Below are 24,963 nucleotides of genomic sequence, written 5' to 3' on the forward strand. Positions count from 1 at the left end.
TGAGCGCCTATTACCAAGCGTAGGAGTAGTTCACCATGGCCGCTGAATCGCTGGGCGCGTTAGCATCGTGGCCCGGCTCGCGGGTGTGCAGCAGGTTGAACTGCCACTGGCTGCGCTCGCTGGCGGCAAACCCATAGCCCAGTTCGATATCGAGCTGACGGCCTGACGGTTCCAGTGAGGCGCTGCGCGTTTCACGCACCACGCGGCCATCCAAGCGGCGCCCTACGGGCACATCGAAACTGGCCGTGGCGCTGTCGATGCGTAGCGGCTGGCGCAGCGTCAACGCCCAACGTTCGGCGCGCTCGCCTTCTCCCTGCCACTGTAGCCCCAGCGCCATTTGCTGAGCGCGCATGCCATCCACGCGAGTTAGCAGGCCAGTACCTGAGGCACTGCCCTGCCCCTGTTCGAATTCGGCAAAACCGCGAAAGCCATCCATTTGGGCCTGCAGGCTAATGCCCGCAAAGCGCATGCGGTTATCATCGCCCAAACCCAATGCACCGTTGCCGTTAGCGCCCAGCAGGCCCTGCTGCTCGCTCAGTTGGCCGACATAGCTGTCGATACGCAGCCCTGGGGTGATTTGCCATGCCAAACCGACGTCGGAACGCTGCGCTTGATAGTCGCTGGCCGCATCGTTAGCCATATCGCCCACCCAATGGGAGGCCGTCATACTCAACCGTTCACCCATCTCATAGCGGGTTTCTACACCGTCCACACGCTCTAAGGCTTGGGTCAACGCCGACCCCGTTTGAAACGAGATCATTGGCATCACGTCAAGTTCGGCGTAGTTGCCCATGGGGCTAGGCTGGTTTCCAGAGAAACGAAAGGCGCTGAGCTGGGCGTTACCAAAGGTGCCATCGAAACGGCTGGACAGCAGCTCACCGTAGGCCGTACTACGGGTTGAGAAACGATAATTGCCCTCGATCGCCGTCTGAGTGGTGGCGTGCGATGAGGAAGCACTTGCCATCTGTTGCATCTGATTGCGAAGCTGCGAAGCCCGCACGGTGCGGGACTGGGTATTGCGCCCTAAATCGATGGCATAATCTCGGCCCAGCGCGTCGAAGGCCACCACATTCTCCAGCACACCAGACGCTGCGACCGCATCGCCATAAGCGTCTGAAAGCTGTAGATAAGAGACATCGGCTAGCGCACCGCCATCGGCTACTCGCTGGCTCTGGCTAACGATCAGATCGCCTTCCGGGGCCAGCGCTGCCTCAATATCAGCAACACCTTGGCCCAAATAGAAAGCGCCACAGTTCAATGTGCCGCTCGTGCCACAGGTGTTCTGCTGGAACAGCGCGCTCTCCTGGCTGGCTGTGTCGAGTAGCCGCTGGCTGGCCTGCTGTGCCGTGAGATGCGGCCACTGGCCTATGATTCCTGCGGCATATTCCGAAATCCGTGCGGCGGAAATCGAGGTGCCTTGGGCTCCTACATCGCGGTTTGCGAAGTCGGTACCAATAGCGCGCGACTGCAACTGCGCATCGTCGCCGGGATAGCTGCTCGATGGATGAATAGTGCCACTGGGCGTCGTGCCCACGGCAATCAGCATCATCTCGTACAGCCCAGGCTGGCTGGTGTAGATCGGCTTGCCTTGCGTATCGATAGCGCTGCCCGTATTGCCAGCACTCACCACGTAGATCGCGCCTTTGCCGTCGTTGGCATCTACTACGCGCTGATATGACGTCGCCGAGGTCACTCCATTGAAGGTAAGACGAGGGTCGCTGGCTTCCAAACGGCGGGAAAAACTGGCGTTGATGACCCTCGCTCCCCGGTTAGCGGCTTCCCCAATGGCATAATCCAAAGCGTTGTTCAGCGTCGCGCCCTGGCTATCTTCTATTTTCAGAAGGTCCAGACGCGCATTGCCTAAAGTGCCGCCCGTGATGGTGGATGTCACGGCGTTACCGTGCCACTCATCCACACCGCTGACGTCAGCCGTGCCGGTGTAGACGTCCAAACGGTCGATCACCCGCTCGCTGTTGGTGATGGTCGCGACATCGAACGCGCTATCCGTCACCGCCACCCTCACCAATCCCGGCTCGAGCGGTTCGGGGGTCTGGCTGGCCCCCACACCAGGGGAGGAGCCGCTAGGGGTGTACACGCCCTGGCTGCTATCTCCCCCGCCGCCGCCACTGGACCCGCATCCTGATAATGACAGAGTGCCCAGCGCTATCCCTACCGCTAGGAAGAGCGGGCGCCGTTCAAACATCGCGGCTGCCCTGCGTATCGGTATGGCGTTGCATAGAGTGACTCGCTTGCACTAAAGGCGTTAGAAAAAATAAGAAAGGCAACGGCATTAAATACTGAGAAAAGCCCTTATCGCAAGTCGTATAACGCTCATTTCATAGGCCGTGAGTTTCTGCCCAGAGGGCGATACGCTGAGCAGCGGTGGTATTGACGACGATATCTAAATGCGACACTCCCGCAATGAACTCAAACTCTGACTGCGCCGCGTGGGGGTGAATGGTAGGCTCGAATTGCTTAGCGTAAAACGCCTCGTCTCTATCGCCCACTAGTACCAGAATGGGCGCGCGAATATTGGCAAGGTCGGCCTTGTAGTCCGCCGTTCCAAAGCTCTCCATCATGCGGTAGGTGTAGCGCAGGGTTTCCGACCCGGTGCGGTAGGCCAGCGGCAGGTTGAAGTGCAGTACCGGCCAGTGATTGAAGCGAGTCACGTTCATTTGATTCAGCAACGCCAGCGGCAGAATGCGCCATAGATTCGGCTTTGCCCATCCCGCTTTTTTGCGCACGGTGGCCGCGTTGTGAGCTAAAAACGGGGCCAACAGCACGACCCCGGCTAAATGGCTTGCTTGCTTGCCCGCTGCAAAGCGCAGTGCTAACCCTCCGCCCGAAGAGTGCCCACCAATCACCACACGCTCATAGGGCGCATGCTCACGCTTAGCATGCTCGATCAGGTCGGCTACGTCGTCCTCTAATTGACCGATATAGTCCACATCGCCACGTTTGGCTGGGTTTGGTCCATGGCCACGTAAATCCGGCGTGATGACATCGAACCCGGCCGATGTCGCTAGGTACTCTGCCATGGGCGCCAAGTAATGGCTGCTGGCCGATGAGCCATGTAATAGCACCAACAGCGTCGACGGCGCAGCCTGCTGAGTAGCGCGGTGGCTGGCATGGTTGTGGCTGGCATAGTGGTGGCAAGCATAGTAACGGTAACTCAATGTGCCGCCATCTCGCGTGGTATAGCTTTGTAATGACGGAATATCGGCCTCAGCCGGCAAGATATTCACCAGCACATCGAAACGTAAGCCGGTAGTGGGCTGGGCATGTGGCATGGCAGGGTCTCCTGTTAGGCCGTGGTGGCGTCATCGGACGAAAAGCGCTCCAAGCGAAAGCGCAAGTGGAACGGGCTAAGCAACCCCGGCATAGGGGTTTCGCTGCTCAGCTTTCCTGGAGGATGCAGCTCCCAGCGCGCCCGCCGCAGAAGCGCAGCGAGCAAGCGGCTAGTCACCAGCAGTACGATATGTCGACCGGGGCAGATGCCAGGCCCGCCACTGAATGGCACCAGCGGCCATCGCCTCTCGCCGTCCGGGCGAAGCCACATCTCAGGCGTAAACCGATGAGCCGCATGCAAATAGCGTTCATCGCGATGAAAATAAGGCGTATGAATCAGTACAGAGGTATGAGCAGGCATCTCCCCGGGTGTCCACTGCGTGGGTTGCGTCGACTGTCTCAAAATAAGTGGTGTGGTGGGCCACAAGCGCAGCGCCTCCAACACACTTGCCTTGAGGCAATCCATGTCAGGTGGCGGCGTGTCGTTTACGTCATCCAACGCTCTGGCCGCAAACTCTGGGTGCGCGCACAGCAACGCCAACGCTCGAAACGCCGCCATGCCAGCGGGGTCAAAGGCAAACAACCACTGCGGCACTTGCTGAAGCGGTGCTTGGTCGCTGTCGGTCTCTTCGGTCGAATGGTGAAACAGCATCGCCATCAGGCTATGGGGCTCGGCTTGCTGATAGTAAAACGCCAAATGCTGCTCGAACCGCTGCTGCAAGCGTTTGCGTTTGGGGTGCATGAAGCCCCAATTGGCGGCCTTACGAAGCCGCACTAATTCGCGAGTGACGGTGCGGTCATCTCGGGCGCTATCGCCGAGCACCACACGCCGTACGATACGCTCCCACGCCCGTTGAAAGGTCGGCCAGTCCAGCTCATCGAAGCGTGTGTTGGTGCGCGCCACCAATGCGTCGGCCTCTTCCTCCACCACCTGGGTAAATGCATCGGCAAAAAGGTGATGCGGGCAGCCACTCTGTAACACCCGCTCGTTCAGTTGGCGGCGCGTTTGGCGTGCTTCCCCGTGGGACACCAGCGCCATGTCAGGCTCGAAGTGACCGAGTGCGCTGCGCTTCAGCGCTTCGTCCGTCGCGAAAGGCTCCGGAGTGTGCTCCAGCACATGGTTGGCATCAGCGGGATCGAGCACCACTGCCATCTTTTTGCCCGGCACTTTCAACATGAGTGGGCCACGGCCATACTTCTTGCTGAGCGCTTGCAACTGCCGAATGCCTTTCGCATCCAGGCCGAAACGCTCCACCATCCCAACGACGTTTGGACGACGACGAATGACCCCCTTTGCCACGTTGGGGGCCATGACTTGACTGATAATGGCGATGGTTTCACTGAGCGTTGCAGTCGGCAACCCATCAGGGGTGGATCTCCTATCCATTCCTGCTCCTTGAGTGATGCGGCTACCGTGACAGTCTAGAGCCACCTCTACCACACGCAAGGCTTTCACCTATCCCTTCGCGCAACGAGCACTTAAATCAAGCCAAGCATTAACTAAGTTAGCGTTATGGCCCATGCCATCAAGGCAATGCCCGCAGACAGCCTGGCCATTTTCCGCTAGGGTAGCGGCTCCCACCACCCAACGATTACGCCCGACATGCAAGAGATACTCGACGAGATTGCCGCCGAGCTGGCCCTGGAAACCGAACGCGGCACCGTAGCCGACTATATCCCCCAGCTGGCCCATGTGGACCCCAGCCAGTTTGCGATCAGCTTGGCCACGGTCGAAGGCCAGCGTTTCTCGGCGGGCTGCGCGACGACGCCCTTCTCGATTCAGAGCATTTCGAAAGTGTTCACCCTGACCATTGCGCTAGGCAAATGGGGCGATGGGCTTTGGACTAAAGTGGGTCGCGAGCCTTCCGGCGACCCATTCAACTCCATCGTTCAGCTCGAGCATGAGAGCGGTAAACCGCGTAACCCGTTCATCAACGCCGGGGCCATTGCGGTAGTGGATGCCATCATGATGGGCCACGCGCCCAAAGAGACGCTGGCGGAGATATTGAGCTTCGTGCGCTATATCGCCGACGACAACAGCATCTGTTTCGATCATCAGGTCGCCGCGTCGGAAATGGAGCACAAAGATCGCAATGCGTCGCTGGCCCACTTCATGAAGGCCTTTGGGCGGCTGCGACACGATGTCGATAAAGTGCTCGGCACCTACTTTCACCAGTGCGCCATCGCCATGAGCTGCGACCAGCTAGCCCACGCTGGACTCTTCCTGGCCTCCGACGGGGTCAACCGGCCCAGCAATTTGCGGGTGGTGTCGCCCCAGCGTGCGAGGCGGATCAATTCGCTGATGATGATGTGCGGCCACTACGACGCCTCGGGGGAGTTTGCTTTCCGCGTAGGCTTACCGGGCAAGAGCGGCGTGGGCGGCGGCATTCTGGCCATTGCCCCAGGGCGTGGATCGCTGGCGGTGTGGTCGCCGGGGCTGGATCGCTTCGGTAACAGTCTGCTAGGCGCACGGGCGCTGGAGATGTTCGTACAACGCACCGGCTGGTCCGTGTTTGGCCACTAGATTTTAGCCACCAGGCGTGGGTTAGCTCTGAACGCTCTCTTGCGGCTCTAGCTGCCGAGCCGCTTCCCAGGCCTGCACGTTGCGTTTTACCTCCAGCCCCCAGCGGTAGCCACCCAGCGCGCCGCTTTGCTGAATCACCCGGTGGCAGGGAATCCACAGCGCCACCGGATTCGCGCCCACCGCATTCCCCACCGCCCGAGATGCTGTTGGCGCGCCTAGCGACTGGGCAATGTGCGAATAGCTGGCGAGCCGTCCGTTGGGAATTAGCAGCAGCGCGCGCCATACGTTGAGTTGGAAATTGGTGCCGCGTACGTGTAGCGACAGCGCCCCCGGCGCAGCCGTTTTCCCTGGCTCGAACAGCGCATCGACGGCATAGCGGGTCGCCTCTGGCTGGTGGCGCACCGTACTGCGCGGCCACTCAGCGGCGAGCTGAGCCAGCATCCCTGCCTCGGACGTGGCGGCCAGAAACCCCATTCGGCAAATACCCCTTGGCGTCGCTGCCACCAACACCTCGCCAAACGGCGTGGGATGAATGCCATAAACGATCTCCACACCCTCCCCTTGGCGCTTGAACTCGCCGGGTGTCACCGCTTCGAGCGTCACAAAATGGTCGTACAGCCGCGAGCCCCCACTCAGGCCCAGCGCATGAGCGGTGTCGCTAAGACTCTGGGCCGAAGCAATCAGCTGCTTTCCCCGCGCCAGCGTCAGCGCCTGCAAAAAGCGCTTGGGACTAACGCCTGCATAGCGGCAAAACAGCCGCTGAAAATGGAACGCGCTCAAATGCACCTGCGCCGCCACCGTCTCCAAACTCGGCTGCTGGGTGGCGTTGGCCACCATAAAGGCCATGGCTTTTTCTATTCGGGCATAGTCGTTCATCGCGTCGGTCTCTCAGGCATCGTTGCGAACCACCTATCGTGACCCAAGCATAACCAGCGAGCACGCCCAACCCCACCCGAATCTTGCGCACGTCACATATCAATTTTGTGCAATACCCAGATCGCGCCCCGCTTGCACACTATCACCTCCCTTCTGGAGGATCATCATGAGCACATCGCTACTGCTACCCATGTCGGCCTTTGCCCTGGCGGCGTCCATTTCACCGGGGCCGGTCAATATCGTTTGCTTGAGCAGCGGTACCCACTACCCCCTTCATAAAGGGCTCATCTTCGTGACCGGAGCGACGCTTGGGTTCCTTGCGCTGTTTCTGGGCATTGGCGTGGGGCTCTATTCGCTGCTGCATGTCACGCCCTGGCTAGAGGAGGCGCTACGGTGGGCCGGTATCGTGTTCTTACTCTACCTCAGCGTACGTTTATGTCAGCACGATGGACGAGTGAGCGAGCACGACCCCCACAAAGCCCCCGGCTTTATCACCGGCGCGGCCATGCAGTGGCTCAACCCCAAAGCGTGGCTAGCCTCGGCGGCAGGCATTGGCGCGTATACCAACGGCAACGATCCTTACTTGATTGGCCTATTCGCCGCGCTTTATCTACCGATCTGCTGGCTGTCGCTGGCCAGCTGGGTGTACGCGGGGGCGTTTCTCAAACGTTACCTGCAACGGCCTATCGTGCTCCTGACGATCAACCGCTGCTTGGCGGTCGGCTTGGCAGGGAGCGCGCTATTTCTACTTCTTGAATGACGGCGCACGGTATTGGTGGGGCGTCGCTGCGACCAGCCGCTTGAAGGTTCGCTGAAAATGAGGCTGATCGTTGAACCCTGCCGTGAGCGCCGCCTCGACGATGGGCTGACCCTGCCTCAGCACCGCCTGCCCTAACTGAATACGCTGATCGATCAAATAGGCATGGGGCGTCAGGCCGTAGTGCTGCTTGAACGCGCGAATCAAATGCCCCGTGCTGTACCCCGTTTGCTGGGATAACTCTTCCAGCGAAATATCGCGGGCGCAGTGCGTGCGCAAATAGTCTGCCACTTGGGCCAGCAGTTCAGGCGTCGGCGCGGGTGCCAGAGGTGGCTCCTCCGCCAGTTCGCTCATCAGCGTAGTGAGATAGGCGGTGACTGCCTGCCGCTTGCGCTCGATCGCGACGTGCTCATCCAACAAACCGCCGGCCATCTCGCAAAACGAGTGGAAGAGACTCGGCCGGCGGATGACCGCAGTCGCAATGTCTTGCCACTCTGGCGCAGGTAGTAGGCCAAGCCCATAGCGCAACTCGCTCATCCAGCGAGCATCCACATACAGCATGAGGTACGCCCAAGGCTGGTTGGCGATGGGGTTACAGGCATGCACCCAGTGAGGGTTCATCATGACCAGGTCACCGGCACGAATCTGATGTGAGGCATCGCGATAACGAAACGTACTGACCCCGGCGGTCACGGCCCCCAGCGACCAATGCGCATGGCTGTGAGGGGCATAACATACCTGCCGCGCATCCTGAATCTTGCGCAGTTCGACGTGGGGCATACGCTCGTCACGCCAGAAAATAGGCTGTGCTCTATTCATGTTCACCTATCCGTCCACCCTCGTCTTGACCGCTGCTCTTCCCCACTAAACATGGCGATAAATCACCAGAAGACGATGACCCAACCGTTGCTCTAATAGCTCCGCTTGCTGGGGGCTCACCGCGCCCGTTCTGGGGTTAATCGCCGTGAGAGAAAAGCGTGAAAACCCTTGCATAAAGGAGTAGTCGAGTTGGTTCACGCTGGTCACACTTCCACAGCATGGAAGCGTTTGCGGCATTAGCCCAAACCCGCGCACTAAATCGTAATCTTGATCCATCAGAAGATGCCACTGGGGAAGGGTCAGCTCCTGCCCACACAGGTGACAACGAACGTACTCAAAATTACTGCCGCAGTCATGAAACTGCACGTATTCAGACACGGCGGCGGCAAGCGATTCGGCTTCCGGCATCCATTGCCATAACGTCTCCTTAGCACGGGATACCTGCTCCTCCGCGGGCAGGTAATGCGGGTCTGCTGGAATAAAAACGATGTGGTGATCGCTCATAGGGTTCGATCCATGACACATGAAGACGCTTACTGACTACTTCCCAGAACCACTATGGCACTTTTGAGCGGTGCTCTCTATAAAAGTACCGCCATGCCCTAACGCTGCCCGCCGCATGGTCTACGCTGGACAATACCCTTTTCCATGCACAGTATGGGCCGCCGAAAGGATCGGCAACGCCATTCAAGTCAGGAGGACACCATGGCCAGTCAACCCCCGACACATCGGGATGCGGTGAAACTGTTCGCCCGCTTGGGCTACGCCTCGCGGGGGATCGTGTATTTACTGGTAGGCGGCTTAGCCGCGCTCGCCGCGTTAGGCCAGGGCGGCCAAACCGAAGGCAGTCGTGGCGCACTAGAGAGCGTATTGGCCGCCCCATTCGGCAAAGTAATGCTGGGTATCATTGCCCTTGGGCTAGTGGGCTACGCCACTTGGCGCACACTGCAAGCGCTTCAAGACACCGACGGCCATGGCAGTCAACCCAAAGGGTTGGCGATCCGCGCGGGATTGCTGGTCAGTGCCGTGACGCACACGCTGCTGGCTTTTTTTGCGGCTCAGTTGATCGTCAGCTTGGGTGCATCCGGTGGCTCTGGCAGCGGCTCACAGGATGCCGCTGGCTGGCTGATGCAGCAGCCATTAGGTCGCTGGCTGGTCGCTGCGGTAGGCGCAGTCTTGATTGGCGCAGGCATTGCCCATGCCATTAAAGGGTGGAAAGCCAAATTCGACCGCCACTTCTCCATGCCCACTCACGTGCAGCGTTGGGCATACCCCGTCTGTCGCTTTGGCTTGGCGGTGCGGGGTCTCGTCTTTGTGATCGTGGGCAGCCTATTTATCATCGCGGCGTACCAATACAATCCTAGCCAAGCAGGCGGCACGGCGGAAGCCTTGAGCACGCTGAGACACCAAGCCTTCGGCCAGTGGCTGCTTGCGTTCGTTGCCATCGGGCTGTTCGCATTCGGCGTGTATAGCCTCCTCACGGCGATTTATCGCCGCATCAACCCTTCCGTATAGCGACTCGACCCATGGCCTTCACTTCCACGCGAACCAAGCAGTGGTTCGAGCGTATCAACGGCTCGAAAAACATGCTGTGGCTGCTCGCCACGCTCTCTTTCCTAGAGACCATCATTTTGCCGATTCCCATCGAACTCGTGCTGATTCCGCTCATGGCGGTGAATCGTCAACGCATTTGGGCAATGGCCACCGCCACCACGCTGGGCTGTTTAGCGGCGTCCATCGTCGGTTACGGCGTGGGCATGGTGTTGTACCAGTCCGTCGGCACTTGGTTCATCGACTTCATGGGAATGCAGCAAAGCTATCAGGCGTTTCAGAGCTTTTTCGACCAATACGGCTTTGCCGCCATTTTAGCGATTGGCATTTTGCCGATTCCGTTCCAGGTGGCGATGATTACCGCTGGGCTCTCGGGCTACCCGATCGTGCTGTTCGCCCTGGCAGCACTGATGGCTCGCGGGCTGCGCTACTATGGCCTGGCGTGGCTGGTACATCGTTTTGGGCACCGAGTGGAAAGCATGTGGAAACGCCACGCGCTGAAGACCAGCCTAGCGCTGGGCAGTGTGGTGCTTCTGTTGGTGCTGGGGATGCAGGCGCTGGCGGGGCTGATCGTGTAGAAAACACAATAGCCGCCAACGTTGGCGGCTATTGATGGGCGATCGAATCACGTTACTGCACGTAGTAGCCGCTCACTCGCCACGTGCCCTCTTCCAGATGTGGCGTGACGACTTCGACCACGCGCTGGTTGTTCGTGAACTGGGTTTGAAAAGCGAACTCTTTGTAGTCGTTGCGCGGCGCCCCAGGCATCGAGGTGTACTGCGACATGCGGATGCGCCGCCGCGACTCGACGCTGCCCAAATCGTTGCGGGCCAGCGTCACCACGCGCTGCAGCATGGTGGGGGAAAGCGGCGTCTTCAACAGCGGTGACGACTTTTCCCAAGCCTGCTCATATTCACCTTGATCGATCGCTTCCAGCCAAGCGAGCGCGGCCGCTTCCGCCGCCTCGGTGGTAGACGCCTGCACATAAGAAGTCATCGCCAGGAGCAACGCAGAGAGAATGAGAGCAAAGGGTTTTGGCATGGCAGCCTCGTATGGCAATCGAATGTGTCGTGCGACTTTAGTAGTTATCGGACCATCACACGATTTCTTTAATCACATTAACCCTAAAGCGCTAGCCAAACTGTGAAAGAGTGCAAACTTGATCGCCGCTTGGCCAAGCCACTCCTACGCCTTCTCAAACCCCAACCGCTCGTTTACTATGCGCCTCCTCATTTATGTCAGCCCTCACCATTAGGCCACTATGTCCGTCAACGCGCTCTACACCGACCTGTCTGGCTACTACGATTTGATGTGCGTCGACATCGACTACCAGGCCCAGAGCAACGCCATTCGTCGTCTGCATCAGATTTTTGGCAACGAAGGCAAACGCCATCTGGATGTCGCCTGCGGCACCGGCCCCCACGTGCGTCATTTTCTGGATGCTGGCTTCACCAGCAGTGGCTTGGACATCAACCAGCCGATGTTGGATATCGCCGCCCAACGCTGCCCAGAGGCAAGCTTCTCACTGCAGGACATGAGCCGCTTCGAGGTCGATGAGCCGCTGGACCTCATCACCTGCTTTCTCTACTCCATCCACTACAACGATGGCCTGGGCAAGCTCGGCGACTGCATCGCCAGCGCTCACCGCGCCTTGAACGAGGGCGGCGTGTTCTGCTTCAACGCGGTGGATAAACAGCGAATCGATAACGAGCTGTTCGTCAAGCACACGGCCCAGCAGGCGGAGGAGACGTTCTCTTTCCGCTCGGGATGGCACTACAGCGGCCAGGGGGAGCGGCAGTCGCTGCGGCTGAGCATCGAAAAAACCACGGCGGAGACAACGCAAGTGTGGCATGACGAGCACCCCATGGTGGCCGTCAGTTTTAGCGAACTCATCGCCCTGCTGGAGCCTACCTTCGAGGTGCACGTGTTCGAGCACGATTACCAGACCATCACGCCCTGGGATAACGTCTCAGGCAATGCGATCTTCGTATGTGTGAAGCGCGAGCGCCTAGCTTAACCGTTATCGTTGGGGCGAAGCTGCCGCTGGACGCCCATCAAGAAATTACGCAGCATTTGGTCTTTGCACTCGCGGTAATTCTTGTGGCTGGGCTTGCGGAAAAACGCGCTGAGTTCGTGAGGGCTAAGCGGCAGGCCCATCTGATCGAACACCTCTAAAATATCCTCCGCCTTCATGTTCAGCGCGATGCGCAGTTTCTGGAACACCATGTTGTTGTTCAACTGCGCTTCCGGGGCAGGCGGTGGGCCTTCGCGCTTGCCCCGCTTGAAGCTGATGAAACCGTTCAAAAACGCCGCTAGCTCTTTGTTCTTCATGGTCACGAAGGCGTCGTCTTCATCTTTTTTCAGCCATGCCGTCACCTGCTCCTGGGTCACGTTCACGTCCGCCAGGGCGAAGATCTTGACGATGGTGTTATCTTTTAAGTCGAAGGTGTAGCGAATACGGCGAAAAATATCGTTATTGGTCAAAATGGGGTCCTAGGCGTGGGTGAGCGTGGCCAGCAGGTCATCGATTTCTGCTTTCAGCTCGTTATCTTCGATCGTTTGGGCGCTGGCCTGGGCCTGCTGCAAGCGTTCAATGGCCGCCTGGTTGTCGCCCAGCTCCACGTGCAGCGCCGCCATGGAAAGCCCAATCGAAGCGATATGATCGTTCGACTGCTTCACGACCGCTTTATCCAGCGCTTTTTGGTAGATGGGCAGCGCGTCCTCTAGCTCTTCGGTGAAGTCGGCCAGAGTCTCCCACTGCTCCGGGTGGTCTTTCTCGGTGTTCTCGTGCTCGGTGCAGATCGCCTCAAGCTCGGCATACAGCGCTTCAAACGTGGCGCGGTCATCTTTGGCAGCCGCCTTCATCAGCTTTTCGGCGAGCTCGTACACCGCCTTGTAAATTTTGGTGTTAATCATCGACCACGACTCTGTTCATTCGGAATGGATGCAAAACGACCCACATGCATGTGCGTTTAGCGTCATGACAGGATTATACCTGGTTGGGATGGAGGCACGGGCAAAGGTGGAGTGGAAATAAACGCGTATTCGAGCGTCGAACGGCTGATTTTACGCTATGCTGCACCACTTTTTTTATTTTCGACACCCCATACGCCACTCTGTCAGAGCTTCTCATGCCCTTTTCAACCCTAGGCTTGTCCCGCCCGCTCGTTCAGGCGATTACTGAACTCGGTTACCAAACGCCAACGCCCATCCAAGAACAAGCGATTCCTGCCATTCTGTCGGGCAAAGATTTAATCGCCACCGCACAAACCGGCACGGGCAAAACCGCGGCTTTTGTGTTGCCGCTGCTGGAACAGTTCAGCAAAGCCGCAGAACCGCTGCGCGGTAAACGCATTCGCGCACTCATCCTTGTACCCACTCGCGAGCTGGCGGTTCAGGTGGACGCCAGCGTGGCGCAATACGCCAAGCATACCCCGCTCACCTCAATGGCCGCGTACGGCGGTGTGGATACCGCGCCGCAAAAAGAGCGCTTGATCGAAGGGGTGGATATTCTGGTCGCCACACCGGGCAGGCTGCTGGATTTGGCGCACCAGCGCGCGCTGCACTTCGATGAACTGCAAGTCATGGTATTGGACGAAGCAGACAGAATGGTCGATATGGGCTTTGTCGATGATATCCACAAAATCATCGTGCGCCTGCCAGAGAACCGACAGAACCTGCTGTTCACGGCCACCATGACCAACGATGTGCGCGCCATCGCCCACGCGTTTTCAGACAGCAAAATGACCGACATGGCGGCGAACATCTCCATTACGCCCAACGTGCGCGCCGCCGCCACCATCAAACAGTGGCTGATCACGGTCGACAAAGACACCAAGTCCGCCCTGCTAAGCCACTTGATCAACGAGCAAGCGTGGGATCAGGCGCTGATCTTCGTAGAGAAAAAGCACAGTGCCGCCAAGCTGGTGGCCCAGCTGGAAAAGCGCGGTATTCAAGCGGATTCCATCCATGGCGGCAGAAGCCAGGCCATGCGCGAAAAGGTGTTGGGTCAGTTCAAATCGGGCGAACTGAAGTACTTGGTGGCCACCGGCGTCGCCGCTCGGGGGTTGGATATTGGCGAGCTCAGCCGCGTGGTGAATTACGATTTACCCTTCCAGCCAGAAGAGTACATCCACCGCATTGGCCGCACCGGCCGCGCGGGTGCTTCCGGTGAAGTGATCTCGCTGGTCGATATCAGCGACTTTAAAAACCTGTGTGCGATTGAAAGGCGTTTGAAAAACACGATTGAGCGCAAAGAAGTGGAAGGGTTCCCGGTTAAGAAAGCCGTGCCCGCGTCTAACTTGAACCACGTTAAAAAAAGTAGCCGTTAAGCGTTCACCAAGAAGCTCACCTATTAGTTGAATTCAGAAGTCATGGGTGAGCTTCACCTCTACTCAGCGGGCGAAAAAGCATTCAACAGCTCGGCATTCGTCGGGTATTTCTCTAACAGCGCAAGCAGCTTCTGCGCGCCTTCTATAGGCTTAAGCGGCGTTAACGCTCTGCGCAGTGTCCTTACTTTTTCTAACTCCTTCGCATCTATCAACAGCTCTTCTCGGCGGGTACTGCTTTTGGCAATATCAATCGCCGGGAAAATTCGCTGATTGGCCACGTCCCGTGATAGCACCAGCTCCACATTGCCCGTGCCCTTAAACTCCTCGAAAATCACCTGATCCATTCGGCTTCCCGTCTCCACCAGCACGGTGGCTAGAATGGTGAGCGATCCGCCGTTTTCGATCTTCCGCGCCGAGCCAAACAGCTTGCGCGGTATTTCCATCGCTCGGGCATCCAGCCCACCCGACATCGTGCGCCCGTTGCCACGCTGCTCGGCATTATGCACCCGGGAAAGTCGGGTTAACGAGTCGATCACGATCATCACGTCGTTCCCCTCGCCTGCCTGCTGATGCGCTTTATCCAGCAGGTGATCGGCCATCCGCACATGGTGAGCGTAGTTTTCATCGGACGACGAGGCATGTACTTCTGCCGACACGCTGCGCTTAAAATCGGTGACTTCTTCCGGACGCTCATCGATCAACAAGGCATACAGTTTTATCTCCGGGTAAGCCTCTGCCACGGCTTGGCAGATATGCTTTAACAGCGTCGTTTTGCCAGAGCCGGGCGGTGCCACAATCAACCCCCGCTGCCCCATGCCAATGGGCGTAATCAAATCCATCGCCCGCACAGTGCGCGGCTGATCACTGGGCGCTAGATACAGGCGTGGGGAAGGATGGATAGCGGTGCCGTTGAGGAAGCGTGTTATGGGGTCGTTGGGGGTTGGGTCTTCGACTGCGTTGGTAGGTTTGGGCTGTGGAGGTCTTTTGGTTTTTAGCGTGAGGGTTTTGCGGGTCATGGGTTGGGGCCGTCTTGTCAAAGTGGGGATTCGTGGTTGGCCATGTTCGCGATTACTCGACGGCGGATGTAAAACCTAGGCAGGATATTCAACGCTCTCTCTGACGGAACACAGCTTCTTTTCGGGCTGCTGGATATTTACCGACGCTAGCACAATACGGATGGCATAGGGCACTTGGGCTGCCGTCGAAAAGGGCGCAACGGTTGACACGCTGATGCGCTGTTGGTGGTCATGCATTATTCGTAGTGGCTCCAGAGCCTCAGAACTTTCACCACCCGTTTCTCTTCCAGTACTTGGTAAACCAGACGATGTTGAATATTGATGCGGCGTAAATAGGCCCACGCGAGATCCCCTATGAGTTTCTCGTACGGAGGCGGCTCGCGGTAAGGGTCTTCTGCAATTAACGCCAACAATTCCTGGGCTTTTGGTTTGAGGCCGCTGGAGGCGAGTTTCTTTGCATCTTTCTGGGCGTGCTTGGTGTAAACCAACGTCCATGTCACCAGTCCAGCTCCTCATCGCACTCGTCCAAGGGGGTATCCATCCCCTCACGAATAGCCTCCCGCATACCCGGTACGGAGAGCAGGTAAAGTGTTTCCTGAATGGCAGACCAGTCTTCCTCGGAAACCAGGACGGCTTTGTTCCGCTTACCCATGATGACGATGGGCTGGTGAGACTCGGCGGTCTCGTCGATCAACCGATATAGGTTGCTGCGCGCCTCAGTGGCTGTGATTCCGTTCATGACGCACCACTTGTGTGTTCAGCTTTTCACTAAATGTACGCCTTTCGGTACGTACGTCAAGACGTACTTCTTGTACAGCGCTGCAAGCAACGGTGCGGCTTTATCGCGTCGACCTGCCTTGCCTTGTTATGGGTGGTTTGCCATGATATACCAATATTTGGTACAGGAGTCTCCCCATGGCTAGGAATACCAGCATTACACTCGGCCCCCACTTTGACGAGTTTATAGCCACTCAGGTTGAAAAGGGCCGCTATGGCTCGGTGAGCGAGGTGGTACGTGCCGGACTGCGTCTGCTTGAAGAAACGGAAAGTAAGCTTGAACGGCTCCAACGCCTCCTGGATGAAGGCGAGCAGAGTGGAATCGCAGAGTATTCCCTTGAAAGCGTTATTACAGAACTGGACAACGAAGCTCACTGATGCGTCCCTACCTGCTCACTGCCTCTGCCCGAAAAGACGTTGTCGAGATAGGCCGCTTCACCACTGAAAAGTGGGGAAAGCGCCAACGCGATACATACCTCAGGCAGTTTGACGATGCTTTCAAGCGGCTCGCTCGCCAACCTGATATTGGCCGCGATGCGGGTGATATAAAACCAGGGTACAAAAAGTTCAGTCAGGGCAGTCATGTTATCTTTTACAGAGCCGGTACGGAATCCAGGATCGTTGTCATCCGAATTCTCCACAACAGTATGGATGTGGAGCAGCATCTTTAACGCTTTGCTCTGCGGCAAGTTTGGAGCGCAGCGTAAAATTTGTCCGACAGCAGCGCCTTGTTAACATTTGGTGAATCAGAGATCGTCAAATTCGAACTCCTCGTCATCATCGTCGCCACCTGAAGAGTCGAAGTATTCTTCATCCATATCATCAAAATCAAAATGATCTTCAATTCTATCGTTTCTGTCAAAGAAGACTTCTAAATCTATTCCTTCCTGCTCCCCTTCTTTAAATTCAAAAATAGGGTGACACTTTTTTGATTCATCGTAGAAGGACACATTCTCTTTTAGCAACTCACCAAAGAATTCTTCATCCGCAATGTAGTCATGATTTGCGTTCTTTAACCATCCTCTACGGCCTGCTTCATAGGAGAGCATCCAGTCCGAACTAAATAAAGCGTCTTTATTTGAGAATTGCTTTAAATAGTCAACTCTTAAGTTAGTTTTTATAACTCCAGAGTGAAAAAGATCCAAAGATATCAAAGCACAAACTGAGCTGCTCATCCCCTCAATTTCTCTTACCACATCCCTTTTAATGTTTAGACCTAGCTCTTTGCATATCCAAAGCAGCCAAGAAACCTCACTATGATGATCTGAGATTGAGTGAACTTTAATTAAGTTGTTACAGAACCGCTCTATTGCCTTTAAATTTAACTTGTAGCCGTGGTAGTGGTATGTAGAAAGAATATTTGCAATTACTTGCAGTGTATTGGGAAAACTAAATCCGCACTTTAATAGATAAGCTTCAAACACATCCCAGTTAGATAATTTTATGATGTGGGAGGATATCTGTTTCAGGCCATACTTTATCAAACTCTCATCTGAAAACCTACTCTCTAAAGAAAATAGAGCTTCGAAATAATTATGGATATCATCTCTTTGGGCTCGCCTTTCTGATGATAAAGATAGTTTTTTTAGGCTGTATTTCCATGATTCTTCAACCAACCCTTTAACTTCCATTATTCTTGTTTTTGAAGGGTTTATCTGGAGCTCAAAATTGCTAATTGCCTTCGTTAGCTCTGCCAAAGCAATTTCAGCTTCTTCTCTTGTATCAAAGAATAGGTAAAAGTCGTCTACATACCGGAATCCACTAGGCCACTCTCCAAGAGCATCCTTGATTTGTAGATCAATAGCGACACCAATTATTTCCGCAATAATATGCGATGTGTCTGGCCCTATTGGCAGCCCTACCGTCTGCCAGTCCTGCACACCCATGGATCGACTATCTAGAATATTCCCAAAATATGTATCGTTTTTAGCCTTATTTTTCTTCGCTGCCGCTTTAGAATGCAGAGCCCATGGAATTGTATGTGTATATATGCTTGGAAAAAATCCACTAATATCGGTTATTAAAACGTAGCGATATCCTGTAGATCTTGTAACTTTTGCCTCATAGAGTTCGCTAAATTTGCTTATCTTAATTGCTCGAAGATTTGGCTCAATGTGTGGATGGCTCAGAGACATCTTGCTCTTTTTATAGTGCTTTTGTATTTGAGGCCAAAATTTGTCAATTTCTTTAGACAAAAGAAAGAAGCTTATTGGGTTAACTATACTTGTTACCCTACGATAATATGAAGACCTAGCAACAGAGAATTTTTCAGCCCTCGTACTTGGTGCCCTCTTTGACTCCCACGCGCCCTTATATTTTTTGTACTTGGCGGCATAAGATTTAGAAGTAAAGCCAGGAGGCAATTGAACAGGAAAAAAGCCCTTCTCCAATAGTTCTTTTAGTTTATCCATATAGACCTATATTCTTGTAGGAATGCTAACGCCCAAAGCAGCTCCGCGGTACGCGTCAGCTGCCTTTACTTGTTAGATTTTTTTATTGCTCGGAGGCCAACTAAAAGTGAATCCCCCTTCTCGGTTAGACTCCAGTATGTATGTTTATCTTTGACACTTCTATTTTTTGTGCTTTTTTGTATTAATCCTAAAGCTCGAAACTGCACAATTATCGTTTCTAAAATATCGCCTTCTACTACAGCGTACGATTCATAACCAGATAAATCCTTTTGTTTGCTGATAACTTTTTCTTCTAATTTTGATATAGTTTGGTTAAGTTTACCTTGCAGATTACGTTCATCTGACTCATTCGCCATCGAAGGCGCCAATGAAGCAAATAAAGAGTTCCAAGATATTTCACTTCTTAGCTGCACTTCAACATAATCCCCCCCAACCACGTTTCGCTTTTGCGGTATATGGAAACGAAAATATTTCCTCTCCCTGAGCTAAGTCGCCTGGGTCAACTCCAGTATTTGATTGCTTAGAAAGTTCGGCCTGAAGTTTTTCGATTTCGTTTTTTAACTTCAATATCTCCTGCGATGCTCCTTCGTCTGGGACAAGATCCGCTTTTACCCAGCCAATAGCAGGTGATCTTTTCTTAAGCTGAACAATACTTCTTCCTACTACAGCTGATAACTCAGTGGGCGTTTTCCAAAACTTACATAATTTTTTTTGAGCAAGAGATCTGAAGCTTGCAAGCTTTTCTTGCATTTCCTTATCTGATTCAGAAAACTTTGCAGGAATTAATTCTGGCTCTTGATGCAAGAAAGCAATTACCGGCTTCCCAGTATCTATTGCATAGCGGTATTCCATTTCAGTGTAACTCAATCCACTTTCAGAGCAGGAACCATAGCGCCCAGCTAAAATTAGTAAATAGTAGTCACAGTCATCTATGACAGACTTAATGAAACTCCATTGATCTTCATCAGATGCTGGAAAAAGCTCCATTCCAATAGGTATGCAGTCAAGCTCTAATAGAGCTTGCGTAACCTCTTTACGTTCATCCAAAAGATCAATGTAAGTGGAGCTGACGAACACTTGATACTTTTTTTCCATGAACCCACGATTCTCCTATAAATCTAACGCTCGCCATCACCGGTGATAAAACCGCAGCGAAGCGGAGGGTTTTGCATCCGGTGCATGGCTTGGTTATACCTGTTTAACTAGATGCATTAGCCACCTTGTCCGGATTCAATACAAATCCCGACTCTTTAAGGCGGTTTGCTAATCTTGGGACAGTTTCTTTTACGTGGTTATTGAATGGGATATACAGAATGCCATCAGCGTCTGACGGCCTTTCCAAGTGACCTTTTACGAGAATGGCTATATTTCGCCGGCCAATTGAAGAAATTAGCATACCCATTTCCAAAACTACGTTTTGCCGTGCCCTCGGCTGTATAGCATCTGCACCTTTATTTTGAGGGTACCCCATGTCATCGGGTGTCATCAGAACAATACCGAAACTGGTTGCGGTAGAATTCTGACCGATTTTTGCCTCTAGCGCTTCAATGATGGTCAGGCCACCACCGCCGCTATTTGCAAGTATGAAGTGGTCAATTCCCAACTTATGCAAAACGAGCTCAAGTTGTTCTTTGGCTGTCTCATCGTGGCCGTGGACTACAAAAACCTGCTTTGGTTGGGAGACGCTAGCCGCAAGTGTTTCAGGAGACGCATGCTCACTGCCGCCATTGGTCGGCGCTACTGGCACTCCACTGTATTGGTTAAAATCTTCCTCGAACTTTGCCCTTAGCGCTGGATTCCCTTGGACCTGAAGGGTCCCAGTCCTCTAGAGATTGACTGTTTCTCCTTCTGTAGTCTTGATCTGATGCATATTGCCTTTTTCTTCTGAAGACTTGATTTTTCGGCCAATTGCAGTGACTACAATTTCCAGGTCCTGAGGACTTCCTTCAAATTTCATGTACTCTCCTTCTCGGTATAACGCTTGGGCTCAGGGACGAAAATACGGAGCGAGAAACGAGCGCAGCTTTTTCACGTCCCTTGGAGCCCATTGTTATACCCTTCTTGCATATTTAGCCAAAGATGCCTTGTATTGATCAATGGCCTCGTTGAATTCCATAAGTTTCTTCGTGAGAAGAGCCGAATACTTTTCCCCTTCTGCATTTGGACCTATTTCTCGGTACCGCTCTTTGTAAACATGCTGGATGTCTGACAGTTCGTCCCGATATCTTTTTATTTTATCTAGCATCTCATGACTGTCAGGAAAGTATAGCTCTGCAAGCGTAAATAACCTAGCAGAATCAAATGACTCACTTTTGATAGTAATGTCTAAAGCCTGATTATAAGTAAGCTGACCATCCATGACCCGACGGTAGGTTGTGTGATGAATAACAGACTTAGCTGCCCAAATATCTATGAGCTGATAGAGTTCTTCTAAGCGACTTCTGAGCGCTTCTTTTTGATCTTTGTCATCCTGGTGTTGCAGCCTAAGTTTCAACTGCCTTTCTGCCGCCTGATTTGCCAACCGAACTCCCGCCACAGTTGATAAAGCTGTGACTGCTGCGGCACCAACTGCAGCGAAAGGAATGAGGTCATTTACTGTCAGAGGCACATACTTCTCCTTCTAGGTATAACGCCCACAGCACGCGCGGCTTTGCAGTGGAGGCGTAGCCGCAATGGAAAAGCCGTCGCTGTGCCTGCGATTGTTATGTTCTTTGCTCAAAACGGCAAACTCAAACCGGAAGACTGAGCGACGTCAAAAAGACGACGGGCTACGTCATAGTCATTCCACGTCTGATTCGTATAAAACCGATATTCTTTTTGGTCGTTAACATCAAAATAGAAAAAAACAAACTCGCCGTACTCTTCAACTCCATTAAAAGAGTATCTTAATGAAACTGTGAAACGGTCTGTTTGAAGCTGAACATTCGAGTTATCATCATCATAAATCCATGAAAACTCTCCACTCTCAGTTCTTTTTATCAACTCTACAAGAAAGTCTTTGATCTTAGGAGGAAACATACTCACCTCGCTTTGCAGGATTCATTTCTTCAAGGCTCCTTTTTATATCCAAAATATCTTTCTGTATTTTAACTCTTTTCCCTTTGGTCAATGGCGCCTTTGCGCTTGCATGAGTAGCCTGCTGGAGGTCTAGCTCAATATTACCAAGTACAGAATCTATTTCGTTTACCTGGCTCTCAGGGCCAGATATTCGTAGGTAGGTGCGCCTGAAATATTGGAAGCATTTCAAAGACAATACGTAGCGCTCACCCGAAACATGCTCATTAGCTTCATCCAGAACCGCAAGACATTCGCTTACAAACGAAGCACCATTAACATCCTGAGCCTGCCTAAGTATTTTCCTCGCTTCGTCACGAATACTTTTTGAGACACTAACGCTATGCAAGACTTCAAATACCGCCACCACCAACGCAATTAAGGTCGCAACCACCCCAAAGTACGAAAATTCATTGAGGTAGCCATCATTCCCGATAACTTTTTCTTTGAAGATTAAAGATGCAGACAGAACACCCACAGAGATAAGCAGGTATACGATCCTAATCCAATGATTCCTAATAAATTCCATAGCTATCTGCATATCCCCGTAAAACATAAAGTGTAATTATACGCTCTTCCACATAACACTATTGAGCGCGCCAGCATGATTATTGATGTTATATCGCCACTCAAACAATCATAAGCCACTGTTTCTAATAGACTATGCCTGACACTTGACAGCATAACCAAAATTCGCGTGACCGCCGCTTTTTACGATTTAATCATACTCTATTGATAAATTTTGCTTTGGTCACGCAGATTTTTTGAAAAATTGTGCTGGGTCAAGGGATGTGGCTCGTGGGCGGCTGGCGCCGCCTTCGCGGGTGCCTTCCTCGCTCGTTGCTCTCGCTCGGGCGTTACGCCGCGCTACAGGGTTGGCGGCGCTTTGTGGGATGTGGCGGGGTCGGGGCGGCTGGTCGCCGCCTTCGCGGGTGCCTTCTTCGCTCGTTGCTCTCGCTCAGGCGTTACGCCGCGCTACGGGGCTGAACGTCTAACACTCACGAGTCACCAGCCACCCCTCTCCCACTTTTCTCCTCACTTCAAAGCTCGATGCCTTTTTGGGCTTTGATGCCTTGGTCTTTGAAGGCGTGTTTGACGACTTTCATTTCGGTGACGGTGTCGGCGAGGTCGATGAGGGGTTGGGGGGCGTAGCGGCCAGTGACGATGGCGTGTTGCATGGGGGGGCGGGCTTGCAGGTCGTCGAGGACCTGGTCCAAGTCGAGGTACTCGTAGCGCAGGGCGATGTTGAGTTCGTCGAGCAGTACCATGTGGTAGCTGTCGTCTTGCAGCATGCGCTTGGCTTGTTCCCAGGCGGCGTTGGCGGCGGCGACGTCGCGTTCGCGGTCTTGGGTGTCCCAGGTGTAGCCTTCGCCCATCACGTGGTAGTCCACGTTGGGCAGGTTGCGGAAGAAGGCTTCTTCGCCGGTACTAAACGCGCCCTTGATGAACTGCACCACGCCAACCTTCATGCCGTGGCCCAGAGCGCGGGCGAGCATGCCAAAACCGGAGCTGCTTTTGCCCTTGCCGGGGCCGGTGAGTACCAGCAAAATGCCCTGCTCTTTATCGGCGCGGGCGATGCGCTCGTTCATGATTTTTTGCTTGGCCGCCATGCGCTGGGCATGGCGTTCCGGGGTTTTGGCATTGTCGCGCATGGGGTCTCCTTGGGGTGTTCTATCTTTTACGATCTAAGTTTTATGCTTTCAGCACGTAGCGCAGAGTTTCCACGACCTGATCGGTGGTGGTGCACCAGGCTTGCGCTTGGGCGTCGACTTCTTTCAGCGGGTGAACAATGTCTTCGCTGTGCAGCGTGATGTAGGGCTTGGCGAGTGCCGCGCAGTAGCCTGCGTCAAAGGCGGCGTTCCACTGTTTGTACTTGTCGCCAAAGCGCACCACCACTAAATCTGCCTGCTCAATCATCGTGCGGGTGCGGATGGCGTTCACTTTGGAAGACTGGTGGTCGCGCCAGAAGCCGTTGTCCGGTTTGCCCAGATGGTCGCCTGCGGCATCAGAGGCGTCGTGGTCGGTCACCGGGGCGGTGAAGACGACGTCCAGGCCCGCCGCTTCTGCGCCGCGCTGAATCTCTTCACGCCAGTCGGTGTGAATCTCGCCGGAAAGGTAGACGTAAAAGCTCATGGTAGCTCCTTTAGGGTTGGGGAGTGTCTCGCCGCTCTATGATAGCCCACTGCTGCTTTATGGAAAAACCTTCCATATTTTTCGGCTAATAGCTGCGCGCTCCCCTGCCCGTTACTCCGCGAGGTGAATTGGTTGGCCGGTGAAAATATCCGCCACCAGCCTGGGCGCTGAGGGGAAGTAGCCATGGAAGTAGCTGGCTACCAGCGCGCCATCACGGTAGATAGGTTCGGCTTCGCTACCGGCCAATTTGCGGGTGCGGGCCAACGGCTGTATGGCGGTTTCCAGCAGCGAGTGGTGGTAGGTGTGGCCGCGTAGTTCGCCGCGTTGGCTGTGTAGGCTTTGTAGGCCTAGCGCTGTCAGCTTACCGGCCATTTTGGCGGTGCCGGGCAGTAGCCCTAGCATGGTGTGGGCGTTGCCTTCGCCATCGATTAATTGCTCTACACAGCTCATGAGCCCGCCGCACTCGGCGAGAATGGGTTTGCCTGCCCGGTGGTGAGCGCTGATCGCCTCTAGCATGGGCTGGTTGGCGCTGAAGCGGGCGGCGTGCAGTTCTGGGTAGCCGCCGGGCAGCCAGAGGGCGTCGCATTCTGGCAGTGCTGCATCATTAAGTGGCGAGAAGAAGTGCAGCGTCGCGCCCATCTCTTCTAATACTTCGAGATTCGCGCGGTAGATAAACGCAAAGGCGTCGTCTTTAGCAATGGCAATACGCACGCCGCGCAAATAGTCCGGTGCAGGCGTGGGGGCGTCAGCGCTTAGCGTTACCTCTTTAGGCAAGCGGCCTAACCCAGCTTCTTCTAACACCTTGGCGGCGGCGTCTAGCTGGGCATCCAGGCCGCTCAGCTCACTGGCTTGCACCAGGCCCAAGTGGCGGTCGGGGATTTTCATCGCGTCATGACGGGGAATTGCGCCTAGCAGCGCAATGCCTTCCGGCATGCTCTCATTCAGCAGCTTGCCGTGGCCGGGGCTGCCGATGCGGTTGGCGATCACTTCGTGAATGTCGAGGTCGGGGTGGTAGTTGGCCAGGCCTTGGGCCACCGCGCCAAACGTTTGCGCCATGCCCCAGGCATCGATCACCGGCAGCGCGGGGATGCCCGCCAGGATGGCTAAGTCAGCGCTGGAGGGCGAGCCATCGAATAGCCCCATGGAGCCCTCCACCAAAATCACGTCGGCTTCTTGGGCGGCTTTGGCTAAGCGCCAGCGGCACTCATGCTCTCCGGTCATCCAGGGGTGAAGCTGATACACCGGCTGGCCGGAAGCGACTTCTTGCACCATGGGGTCTAGGTAATCGGGGCCGTGTTTGAAGACCCGCACGGTGCGCCCGGCGTTGCGGTGCAGCCGTGCCAGCGCCGCCGTGACCATGGATTTGCCCTGGCCCGAACCGGGGGCGCTGATGAGCGCTGCGTGTGCTTTACCTTGCAACATGTCT

Annotated in this window: 31 protein-coding genes; 8 read left to right on the forward strand and 23 right to left on the reverse strand. The window is 54.7% G+C overall.

Features of this window, described 5'->3' with window-relative positions:
• Window positions 1-10 precede the first annotated feature (10 nt).
• The 3 genes from MHM85_RS11010 to MHM85_RS11020 form a co-directional block, all read right to left on the reverse strand.
• On the reverse strand, window positions 11-2,203 hold the full coding sequence (locus tag MHM85_RS11010; RefSeq protein WP_239285942.1) for a S8 family serine peptidase: 2,193 nt from the start codon (window positions 2,201-2,203) through the stop codon (window positions 11-13).
• Window positions 2,204-2,336: 133 nt separating this feature from the next.
• Window positions 2,337-3,290 (reverse strand): alpha/beta fold hydrolase, encoded by a 954-nt coding sequence (locus MHM85_RS11015; protein ID WP_239285944.1) that lies wholly within the window; start codon window positions 3,288-3,290, stop codon window positions 2,337-2,339.
• 14 nt (window positions 3,291-3,304) lie between these two features.
• Entirely contained in the window at window positions 3,305-4,675 is a 1,371-nt protein-coding gene (locus MHM85_RS11020; RefSeq protein WP_239285946.1) for a cytochrome P450, read from the reverse strand.
• 216 nt (window positions 4,676-4,891) lie between these two features.
• Between MHM85_RS11020 and MHM85_RS11025 the strand changes: the two genes are divergently transcribed.
• On the forward strand, window positions 4,892-5,812 hold the full coding sequence (locus tag MHM85_RS11025) for a glutaminase (protein ID WP_139528167.1): 921 nt from the start codon (window positions 4,892-4,894) through the stop codon (window positions 5,810-5,812).
• A gap of 21 nt (window positions 5,813-5,833) precedes the next feature.
• Here MHM85_RS11025 and MHM85_RS11030 read toward each other — a convergent pair whose 3' ends face one another.
• Window positions 5,834-6,688 carry a methylated-DNA--[protein]-cysteine S-methyltransferase gene (locus tag MHM85_RS11030; protein ID WP_239285948.1) on the reverse strand — a complete coding sequence of 285 codons (855 nt, stop codon included), beginning with the start codon at window positions 6,686-6,688 and terminating at the stop codon, window positions 5,834-5,836.
• Between the two features lie 166 nt (window positions 6,689-6,854).
• On the opposite strand from MHM85_RS11030, the gene MHM85_RS11035 reads away from it, so the two are divergent.
• Complete coding sequence (locus MHM85_RS11035; RefSeq protein WP_139528169.1) at window positions 6,855-7,448, forward strand: LysE family translocator; 594 nt, start codon at window positions 6,855-6,857, stop codon at window positions 7,446-7,448.
• Here MHM85_RS11035 and MHM85_RS11040 read toward each other — a convergent pair.
• The gene (locus MHM85_RS11040) at window positions 7,434-8,264 is read right to left on the reverse strand and encodes an AraC family transcriptional regulator (RefSeq protein WP_239285950.1); all 831 of its coding nucleotides are present in this window, start codon (window positions 8,262-8,264) and stop codon (window positions 7,434-7,436) included. The two genes, MHM85_RS11035 and MHM85_RS11040, sit on opposite strands and share 15 nt — an antisense overlap.
• Before the next feature lie 45 nt (window positions 8,265-8,309).
• Complete coding sequence (locus MHM85_RS11045) at window positions 8,310-8,768, reverse strand: hypothetical protein (RefSeq protein ID WP_239285952.1); 459 nt, start codon at window positions 8,766-8,768, stop codon at window positions 8,310-8,312.
• 201 nt (window positions 8,769-8,969) lie between these two features.
• Here MHM85_RS11045 and MHM85_RS11050 point away from each other — a divergent pair, with 201 nt between their 5' ends.
• Window positions 8,970-9,779: a DUF1206 domain-containing protein gene (locus MHM85_RS11050; RefSeq protein WP_219863426.1), complete on the forward strand. Its 810-nt coding sequence runs from the start codon at window positions 8,970-8,972 to the stop codon at window positions 9,777-9,779.
• An 11-nt stretch (window positions 9,780-9,790) separates the two neighbouring features.
• Complete coding sequence (locus tag MHM85_RS11055; protein WP_239285954.1) at window positions 9,791-10,393, forward strand: VTT domain-containing protein; 603 nt, start codon at window positions 9,791-9,793, stop codon at window positions 10,391-10,393.
• A gap of 52 nt (window positions 10,394-10,445) precedes the next feature.
• On the opposite strand, the gene MHM85_RS11060 is transcribed toward MHM85_RS11055, so the two are convergent.
• A complete protein-coding gene (locus tag MHM85_RS11060) occupies window positions 10,446-10,856 on the reverse strand; it encodes a DUF4019 domain-containing protein (RefSeq protein WP_153843850.1) in 411 nt (136 codons plus the stop codon).
• Window positions 10,857-11,076: 220 nt separating this feature from the next.
• On the opposite strand from MHM85_RS11060, the gene MHM85_RS11065 reads away from it, so the two are divergent.
• Entirely contained in the window at window positions 11,077-11,832 is a 756-nt protein-coding gene (locus MHM85_RS11065) for a class I SAM-dependent methyltransferase (protein WP_239285956.1), read from the forward strand.
• Here MHM85_RS11065 and MHM85_RS11070 read toward each other — a convergent pair.
• Together MHM85_RS11070 and MHM85_RS11075 are read right to left on the reverse strand one after the other, a co-directional pair.
• On the reverse strand, window positions 11,829-12,299 hold the full coding sequence (locus MHM85_RS11070; protein WP_219863421.1) for a DUF1456 family protein: 471 nt from the start codon (window positions 12,297-12,299) through the stop codon (window positions 11,829-11,831). The two genes, MHM85_RS11065 and MHM85_RS11070, sit on opposite strands and share 4 nt — an antisense overlap.
• Window positions 12,300-12,308: 9 nt before the next feature.
• Window positions 12,309-12,731 carry a tetratricopeptide repeat protein gene (locus MHM85_RS11075; protein ID WP_239285958.1) on the reverse strand — a complete coding sequence of 141 codons (423 nt, stop codon included), beginning with the start codon at window positions 12,729-12,731 and terminating at the stop codon, window positions 12,309-12,311.
• Between the two features lie 215 nt (window positions 12,732-12,946).
• Between MHM85_RS11075 and MHM85_RS11080 the strand changes: the two genes are divergently transcribed.
• Entirely contained in the window at window positions 12,947-14,146 is a 1,200-nt protein-coding gene (locus tag MHM85_RS11080; protein WP_239285960.1) for a DEAD/DEAH box helicase, read from the forward strand.
• A 59-nt stretch (window positions 14,147-14,205) separates the two neighbouring features.
• On the opposite strand, the gene rho is transcribed toward MHM85_RS11080, so the two are convergent.
• The 3 genes from rho to MHM85_RS11095 all read right to left on the reverse strand — a co-directional run bounded on the left by rho (window position 14,206) and on the right by MHM85_RS11095 (window position 15,901).
• Complete coding sequence (gene rho / locus MHM85_RS11085; RefSeq protein ID WP_239285962.1) at window positions 14,206-15,162, reverse strand: transcription termination factor Rho; 957 nt, start codon at window positions 15,160-15,162, stop codon at window positions 14,206-14,208.
• Between the two features lie 236 nt (window positions 15,163-15,398).
• Complete coding sequence (locus MHM85_RS11090) at window positions 15,399-15,662, reverse strand: Txe/YoeB family addiction module toxin (RefSeq protein WP_239285964.1); 264 nt, start codon at window positions 15,660-15,662, stop codon at window positions 15,399-15,401.
• The gene (locus MHM85_RS11095) at window positions 15,659-15,901 is read right to left on the reverse strand and encodes a type II toxin-antitoxin system Phd/YefM family antitoxin (protein WP_239285966.1); all 243 of its coding nucleotides are present in this window, start codon (window positions 15,899-15,901) and stop codon (window positions 15,659-15,661) included. The genes MHM85_RS11090 and MHM85_RS11095 overlap by 4 nt, the downstream gene beginning before the upstream one ends.
• A 176-nt stretch (window positions 15,902-16,077) precedes the next feature.
• On the opposite strand from MHM85_RS11095, the gene MHM85_RS11100 reads away from it, so the two are divergent.
• The gene (locus tag MHM85_RS11100) at window positions 16,078-16,317 is read left to right on the forward strand and encodes a type II toxin-antitoxin system ParD family antitoxin (RefSeq protein WP_016914150.1); all 240 of its coding nucleotides are present in this window, start codon (window positions 16,078-16,080) and stop codon (window positions 16,315-16,317) included.
• The gene (locus MHM85_RS11105; protein WP_239285968.1) at window positions 16,317-16,610 is read left to right on the forward strand and encodes a type II toxin-antitoxin system RelE/ParE family toxin; all 294 of its coding nucleotides are present in this window, start codon (window positions 16,317-16,319) and stop codon (window positions 16,608-16,610) included. The genes MHM85_RS11100 and MHM85_RS11105 overlap by 1 nt, the downstream gene beginning before the upstream one ends.
• Window positions 16,611-16,685: 75 nt before the next feature.
• Here the strand turns inward: MHM85_RS11105 and MHM85_RS11110 are convergent, their stop codons facing one another.
• The 11 genes from MHM85_RS11110 to MHM85_RS11155 all read right to left on the reverse strand — a co-directional run bounded on the left by MHM85_RS11110 (window position 16,686) and on the right by MHM85_RS11155 (window position 24,959).
• Complete coding sequence (locus tag MHM85_RS11110) at window positions 16,686-18,350, reverse strand: RNA-directed DNA polymerase (protein WP_239285970.1); 1,665 nt, start codon at window positions 18,348-18,350, stop codon at window positions 16,686-16,688.
• Window positions 18,351-18,415: 65 nt separating this feature from the next.
• Window positions 18,416-18,763 (reverse strand): hypothetical protein, encoded by a 348-nt coding sequence (locus MHM85_RS11115; protein WP_239285972.1) that lies wholly within the window; start codon window positions 18,761-18,763, stop codon window positions 18,416-18,418.
• 1 nt (window position 18,764) lies between these two features.
• The gene (locus MHM85_RS11120) at window positions 18,765-19,445 is read right to left on the reverse strand and encodes a DUF4062 domain-containing protein (RefSeq protein ID WP_239285974.1); all 681 of its coding nucleotides are present in this window, start codon (window positions 19,443-19,445) and stop codon (window positions 18,765-18,767) included.
• Window positions 19,446-19,548: 103 nt separating this feature from the next.
• Window positions 19,549-20,097, reverse strand: a complete 549-nt coding sequence (locus MHM85_RS11125; RefSeq protein ID WP_239285976.1) for a nucleotide-binding protein — start codon at window positions 20,095-20,097, stop codon at window positions 19,549-19,551.
• Window positions 20,098-20,175: 78 nt separating this feature from the next.
• Window positions 20,176-20,307, reverse strand: a complete 132-nt coding sequence (locus tag MHM85_RS18405) for a hypothetical protein (RefSeq protein WP_275443467.1) — start codon at window positions 20,305-20,307, stop codon at window positions 20,176-20,178.
• A 93-nt stretch (window positions 20,308-20,400) separates the two neighbouring features.
• Entirely contained in the window at window positions 20,401-20,958 is a 558-nt protein-coding gene (locus MHM85_RS11130; protein WP_239285978.1) for a hypothetical protein, read from the reverse strand.
• 107 nt (window positions 20,959-21,065) lie between these two features.
• Complete coding sequence (locus MHM85_RS11135; protein ID WP_239285980.1) at window positions 21,066-21,368, reverse strand: hypothetical protein; 303 nt, start codon at window positions 21,366-21,368, stop codon at window positions 21,066-21,068.
• Window positions 21,355-21,933, reverse strand: coding sequence for a hypothetical protein (locus MHM85_RS11140; protein WP_239285982.1), 579 nt, complete (start codon window positions 21,931-21,933; stop codon window positions 21,355-21,357). The genes MHM85_RS11135 and MHM85_RS11140 overlap by 14 nt, the downstream gene beginning before the upstream one ends.
• A gap of 511 nt (window positions 21,934-22,444) precedes the next feature.
• Complete coding sequence (gene cobO / locus MHM85_RS11145; protein WP_239285984.1) at window positions 22,445-23,056, reverse strand: cob(I)yrinic acid a,c-diamide adenosyltransferase; 612 nt, start codon at window positions 23,054-23,056, stop codon at window positions 22,445-22,447.
• 40 nt (window positions 23,057-23,096) lie between these two features.
• Window positions 23,097-23,537, reverse strand: a complete 441-nt coding sequence (locus MHM85_RS11150) for a YtoQ family protein (protein ID WP_239285986.1) — start codon at window positions 23,535-23,537, stop codon at window positions 23,097-23,099.
• A 111-nt stretch (window positions 23,538-23,648) separates the two neighbouring features.
• On the reverse strand, window positions 23,649-24,959 hold the full coding sequence (locus tag MHM85_RS11155; RefSeq protein ID WP_239285988.1) for a cobyrinate a,c-diamide synthase: 1,311 nt from the start codon (window positions 24,957-24,959) through the stop codon (window positions 23,649-23,651).
• Window positions 24,960-24,963 lie beyond the last annotated feature (4 nt).

Source organism: Halomonas sp. McD50-4, assembly GCF_022348135.1.
GTDB classification, from domain to species: Bacteria; Pseudomonadota; Gammaproteobacteria; order Pseudomonadales; family Halomonadaceae; genus Vreelandella; species Vreelandella piezotolerans.